Raw genomic sequence first — 6,221 nt, 5'->3', positions numbered from 1 at the left:
GAAGAGACCAGCGATGTGTCGAGCGAACCCGGCGGGTTCGTATGGAACAGCTGGAAGAGGAAATTCCTCTCGTTCTCGGCCGGTTCCCCAGGCGTCGCGCGCGGTTTGGTGTTCCAGAAGAAAATGCGGTCGACCCAGAAATATTGGGCGCCGGGATTGGACGAGATTTCAGGGAATGCCGGGCTCTCGACATTCTTCGGCGGATTGATCGGATTGGGACCGACATGACAGAAGGCGCAGGACATGCCGACGCGATAGGGACGCACGAGATCCTTGTCGTTGTAATAGGAGGGATCGGTGTAATAGCGCACCGCATCCCAATGTTCGGCGGCCTTGCTGTCGAAATCAGGATTGGGGAAGAGACGCAGGCCCATCACGCCCGTCGGTTCGCCATAATAAGAGCCGACCGGGATTTTCTTCTCTTCGTTCTTCACCTTGACCGTGGTGCCGCGCGAGCCGATCTGCACGCCGGGATAGCGGGCATCCGCCTCGGCGTTGCCGCCGAAACTGTCGGCCGCGCAGTCCTTTTTGCGCTGATCGATCCACAGCCCCCAATGATCGGGATCAGCGCTCTTCGGAGTGTCGAAGCAGGGTTCGTTGACGAGCCCGAGATAGCGGAAGCGGTTGTCGCGGCCATAGGCCATCGTCGGATGAGACGAGATGGTCTTCAGGAGATCGAAGGCGCCGATCGTCGCGCTGGCAGCGAAGTCCCAGAAACGGTCGTTGCCGCCGGTCCAGACGATCCAGGCATTCTGTCCGCGGATCGCCGCCTTGCGGACGGCCTCCGGATCGAGCCCGGTGGCGGTTGCGACCTCCTTGATCTCGTCGGAATAATCGGCGCCGGCTGCCGGCGGCAGCAGCAAGCCCTTGTCCATTGCCGCGAAGTAAGGCTCGCCGGCTCCGGGAAATTCCTCGACCTTGCGATGGACTGTCTTCGCCTCGTCCTCAACATTGCCGAACTGGCTCGCATCCGGCTCGATCAGCCACCAGACGATGAGCGCAACCGCAGCGATGGCGATGACGGCGAGCGCGACGACGGCTGCCACGATCCAGGCGAGAAACCGCACGATGCGCTGTCTGACGTTTGCCATTGCCCCCTCCTGATGGTCAAAGTGTCTTGAGATAGGAAAGCAGTTGCTCCTTCGCCTCCGGCGGCAGATCCGTGCCCCAGAGATGACCGCCATTGCCGTTGCCCGGAAGGCCGGTATCGTAGAGCGTGCCGTATTGCTCCCCCGACTTATCCGGCATGCTCACGAAGCCGCCATTGTCGGCATCCACAAGATCGGAGCCGCGGTAGAACTGCCCCGGCCGCTCGGCATGCGGAAGCAGCAGGGCGCGCAATGTCGGGACGCTGCCATTATGCAGGTAGGGACCGCGCAGCCACAGGCCAGCAAGGCCCGTCGCCACATAACCGTCGGTCTTCTGGAAATTGGCAAAACCCCAGGCATAGCGCGGCTCGTAGGCCGCATAACGGTCGCGGGCTGCTGATGTCCACATGTCGAGGCGATGGCGGTCCGTGCCGAGCTCGACGATTGGGATCGGCGTCCTGTAGCGTGCGCCCTTGGCATCATGGCAGACGGCGCATAGCGCGGTATAGATCGCACGGCCGGCGTCTACTGCCGCCGCATCGACATGATAAAGATCGTCTGCCGGCTTGAGGGGAGAAAACGGCGACGGCGGCGGCGCCTGCAGGCGGATGAAATCCATAATGCGGCGAAGACCCTCTTCGCTTCCCCCATAGGATTTGTAGGTCATGCCGTCGCCGATCGCGCCCGAGACCACCGTCTCGTAGAGATCGGTCTGCAGTCCGTCCCAATGGAGCGAGAAGCGGCGCGTATTGGTGGCGGCGAGGTTGGCAAGCGACCACAGGGGCATCATGTCGGAATTGCCGATAGTGTGGTCGTCGGCAAGTTGGAGGTTCTGGAACTTGACGGGATTGAAAGGATCGATCCGGCCCGGCCCCCAGTCCGGCCGATCCTTCATCCAGGCAAACTGCCGCCCCTGTTCCCGGAGGGCTGCCCGGGTCGCCGGCACCAGGACGAAGCGATAGAGCGCCCGCTCCCAGACCGGCATGTCATAGATCCTACCGATCTCCGTCATCACCCGGTCGGCGGTAAACCTGGGATCGGCGCCGACATCGATCAGAAAGCGGATATAGGCCTGCGGATTGACCCGCGTCCCAGGGCCTGCCTCGACCAGCCGCGCCGGCTCGGCGGCATGGAGCCGATAGCTGCCCTGGTGGCAGAAGGCGCAATTCGGCGCAACGCGCTCTATGACGCCGAGCGTCTTGACCGACAGGCCGACCGGAACCTCGTCGCCGGCGCGCCAATAGAGGCCGAAGGCGCCATAACCGTCCGCGTTTGCCGGCAGATGTTCGGGAAAGAGCTGCGGCAGGACGCGCCAGATCCAGTAGGGAATTCCCTGCGCCTCTTCATTGCCGATCGAGCCGTGATTGAAGACCTCAGCCAGATCGTTCGTCCTCGGCTGGGCGACCGGCCGGAAGAGCAGGAAGAACAGCGCAAAAGCGCCGACGACGAGCAGGACCAGAACGGCGAAAAGCCATTTCCAGAAGACGCGCCTCATGCCTGTCTCCCTTCGGCGATGTTCTGTTCGAGCCGCAGGATGCGCAGGAGACAGAAAAGCGTCGCAATGCCGACCGACCCGTCGAGGAAGACGCCGGCGAGATAGCCGATCGGCTGGTCGAAGACGAAGACGGCGAGAAAGAAGAAAACCGTGCCGAGCGTGCGGGAAGGGAAGACCGCGAGCCAGGCGAAGACGCGGTAACGGTCGATATCGAGCGTCGCCGGAATGTAGAAGATCGACAGGATCCCGAGCAGCAGTCCGGCAAAGCGCGGCCAGATCAGCTGGTTGACGGTGATGCCGAAGAGGCCAAGGATCCATTCCGGACAGAAGATGAGCGGCAGGACGAAGGCGAAGTTCAAAAGGATGCCGATCCAGACGAGGACCGCATGCCGTGCCTTCCATTTGCTGAGCGATCGCGACTGGGTCATAGCGTCTTCATATATTCGACGAGGGCGTCTTTTGCCGCCGCCGGCAGTTCCGTGCCGTAGCGATATCCTTCGTGGCCGGCATTGCCATTTCCGGGCCGCGCCGTGTCGTAGCGAAAGAGATCGCCGCCGGCAGACTGATCCGACCGATAGCCCACTTTGGCGAGATCGAACTCGTCGCTGCCGCGGAACCAGACGGACGGCCGCTTGGCGCTCGGTTCAAGCAGATCGCGCAAGGTCGGCACCGAGCCGTTGTGCAGATAGGGCGATCGCGCCCAGATGCCGTCGAGCGGGTGATTGGCATAGCCGTCCGTCTTGTGGAAGCGGCTGAAGCGCCAGGGATAGCCGGCATAGAGCAGGTTCTGCTCGGCGGCGAAATTTGCCGTATAGGAGGTCCAGCGTCCCGCATCGGTGCCGATATCGGCGAGCGGAACCGTCTTGCCGAGGCGCGTGAAACGCTGCCTGTCATAGCTGTAGTCCTTCGCATCCTTGAAGCCGTGGCAATCGGCGCAATAATGCAGGAACAGCGTCTTGCCCTCTGCCGCCTTCGCCTGATCGATCTTGGCAGCGATGGGGAACGGTGGCGAAGGCAGATCCCACATCCAGTCCTCAATGCGCGCGATCGACGCCCGGTCGACCGTCACGGGCGTCACGCCGGCGCCGAGTGCCGCGCTCAGGTTTCGTTCGGCCACGGAATCATTGTTGCCGTCCCAATGGAGGTTCATGCCCTCACGCGGGCGCTGGCGCCAGATGGCGGGATAGTCGGAAGAGCCGTTCAGCGCAGCACCTGATATATGGGCCTCGTCCATGGGAAAGTTGAACTGCAGCGCCTTGTAGGGATTGAACGTGTCCACGCGGCCCGGCCCCCAATCCTCCTGGCGCTTGACGAAATCGAGCTGGGTACCGAGATCGAGGAAGGCGTTCTTGACCCGTGGGAAGACCACGTAGCGATAGACCAGCCGCTCGAAGACATTGAGATCGCCGCCGACCTTGGGGCTATCGATCGTCTCGATCAGCGCGTCGGCAGTAAAACCGGGATCGCGGCCGACATCGATGAAGAAGCGAATGAATTCCTGCAGGCGCAGATTATTGGAAGGCGCGCCGGGGATGAGATGGCGAACCGCGTCGCCAGAAAGATGATAGGTGCCGACATGGCAGACGGAACAGTTGAGCCAAACCCGCTCGACGCCTGAGACCACGCGGCGCGACACCCCGATCGGAAGGTCGTCGCCCGGCTTTTCGTAGAGGAAGCCGAAGCGGGCCCAGCCTTCCGGCCCGAGCTTGTCGGCATACATGACCGGCAAGGCCTTGAAGACCCAGTAAGGCGGTCCCGTCGCCGTCTCGCTGCCGATCGAGCCGTGCATGAAATGCTCGCTCTGGCTTTTGAAGGCGACGACATACTGGTTGACGAACACGAGGTAATAGACGAGCGCGAGCAACAGCAGCACAACAACCGCCAGCCACCAGCGGCGGTGGCGGGCGACGGCGATCTCGACGGGCGTTTTGCGGTCGTTGTCGCTGCTCATAGATCCACTCCGAATGCGCGGGTGATGGCGCGTGTCAATGGAAGGTCGGCGGCTCGAAAACCGACATGACCTGCTTGATCATCTTACCGTAGCGATCCTCGAAGCTCGTTCCGTCAAACCGGCTGAGGTCGTAACAACCGAGTGGGTTTTCGAGATCGTTGAGCAGACACTTGTTGCAATAGGTGCATTCCTTCTCCGGGCCGTTGGCCTCGGCGAGGATCTTCGGCAGATCGTTATTGGCGATCAGCGGACGGGCCATGGTGACGCCGTCGCAGGCTTTCGAGCGGATGGCTTCGGCGATCCTGTCGGCATGCTGGAACCCGCCGGTACAGAGCACCTTGATGTCGGGATCGATCTTGCCGATCGCTTCGGAAACCGCGCGCGCATAATCGAGATTGATGCCCTCGATGACCTTGCCCCTGCGCCAGCGCCAGAGCGCCTGGAAGGCGCGCCCCAGCAGGGGATTGGAAAAGATCGCATAATTCATCGGCGCACGCGTGCCCTGCGAGAGCATGCCGTCGTACCAGCGATGCAGATCGTTCAGCGGCAGGTCTCCGGCCGGATTGCGCGGATGCGGAAAGGTCGAGCCGCTCGAAACATGGAAGGAGTCGACGCCCTTGCCGCCGTCGAGCAGCATCGTGCAGATCTTGATCGTCTCGTCGAGCGTGTTGCCCTTCTTGATCCAGGGATAGAGCCAGTCATTGTGGTCGACGCCGTTGATCTTCATCTGCAGATGGAAGTCCTGGCCGACCTCGCGGCGGATCGCCCTGACGATCTCGAGCACGAAACGCGCCCTGCCCTCCCAGCCGCCGCCATATTCGTCCGTCCGGTCGTTGATGCCGGAACTCAGGAACTGCGTCAGCAGATAGCCGTTGGCGCCGTGAAGCTCGACACCGTCGAGCCCCGCCTCCCGGGCACGCCTCGCCCCTTGCGCGAACTGCTCCACCACTTCCGCGATTTCGGGTTTCGTCATCGCCTGGGCGAGCAGCCCATGGAAGTAGTCGCTCTTGTCGGTCGAACTCAGGCCCTTGTTGAACAGGTTCTCGACGCCGCCCATGTCCTGCTGGCGACCGGAATGGCTGAGCTGCATGATGAACCGACAGTCATGGCCGTGGACGCGGCGGCCGACTTCCCGCCAGAAGGGGATCTTATCGTCGTCGTCGATCATCGCATAACGCACGAGGATGCGGCCACGCACGGAGACCGGCGTAAAGGAGGAAATGATGCAGCCGATCCCGCCGCGCGCGAACTTCTCCTCCCAGTTCAGCCGGGCATTCCCGCCGTGACCGTTATAGTCGTCGAACTGGCCGGATACATTGGATCGGAAAAGACGGTTCTTCACCGTCAGCGATCGAAACTTAAGCTCATCGAAAATGAGCGCCGCATTGTCGGCGTGGATGTATTGACTGTCTGGATGCATGAAGGCCTATCCGATTGACGCGCCGAGGCGACGGAAGAGGAAGTAAAAGCCGAAATGCAATGCTAAAGTTATAACTTTCTAGTGTATTGAAAGCTAATGCAATTTAATGTGGTTTGCAAACGAATTTCGGGACCGTGCACCGCTTTGCGCGGCAAGTCGCATGCAGCCATCAGGGCACAAACCCGCCGATGTTTGTGATGATCAGCAGGGCGGCGAGCACCGCCATAATGGCCCCAGCAATTTATAGGTTCATCGGAGCGGTCGATC

Annotated in this window: 4 protein-coding genes and 1 pseudogene; all 5 read right to left on the bottom strand. The window is 61.6% G+C overall.

Annotated features, from left to right (window positions below; translation table 11 throughout):
• Nucleotides 1-1,091 (bottom strand): annotated as a pseudogene (locus tag AC1DTN_RS31920) (hypothetical protein); the annotation flags it as partial.
• A gap of 16 nt (nt 1,092-1,107) precedes the next feature.
• Complete coding sequence (locus tag AC1DTN_RS31915; protein WP_477924148.1) at nt 1,108-2,583, bottom strand: c-type cytochrome; 1,476 nt, start codon at nt 2,581-2,583, stop codon at nt 1,108-1,110.
• Complete coding sequence (locus tag AC1DTN_RS31910; RefSeq protein WP_007814655.1) at nt 2,580-3,011, bottom strand: hypothetical protein; 432 nt, start codon at nt 3,009-3,011, stop codon at nt 2,580-2,582. Before AC1DTN_RS31910 ends, AC1DTN_RS31915 begins: the two co-directional genes overlap by 4 nt.
• Nucleotides 3,008-4,534, bottom strand: coding sequence for a c-type cytochrome (locus AC1DTN_RS31905; RefSeq protein WP_113320814.1), 1,527 nt, complete (start codon nt 4,532-4,534; stop codon nt 3,008-3,010). Before AC1DTN_RS31905 ends, AC1DTN_RS31910 begins: the two co-directional genes overlap by 4 nt.
• 34 nt (nt 4,535-4,568) lie before the next feature.
• A complete protein-coding gene (locus tag AC1DTN_RS31900) occupies nt 4,569-5,954 on the bottom strand; it encodes an NADH:flavin oxidoreductase (protein ID WP_477924146.1) in 1,386 nt (461 codons plus the stop codon).
• Nucleotides 5,955-6,221 lie beyond the last annotated feature (267 nt).

Source organism: Rhizobium sp. 01T444, from assembly GCF_056398305.1.
Note: the sequence above shows the minus strand (reverse complement) of the source record. Positions and strands in the feature narration are given on the sequence as shown.

What these genes read in the sequence shown, in the direction of transcription:
- AC1DTN_RS31915 (WP_477924148.1), bottom strand. Translation starts at nt 2,583, where the DNA reads ATGAGGCGCGTCTTCTGGAAATGGCTTTTCGCCGTTCTGGTCCTGCTC.
- AC1DTN_RS31900 (WP_477924146.1), bottom strand. Translation starts at nt 5,954, where the DNA reads ATGCATCCAGACAGTCAATACATCCACGCCGACAATGCGGCGCTCATT.
- AC1DTN_RS31905 (WP_113320814.1), bottom strand. Translation starts at nt 4,534, where the DNA reads ATGAGCAGCGACAACGACCGCAAAACGCCCGTCGAGATCGCCGTCGCC.
- AC1DTN_RS31910 (WP_007814655.1), bottom strand. Translation starts at nt 3,011, where the DNA reads ATGACCCAGTCGCGATCGCTCAGCAAATGGAAGGCACGGCATGCGGTC.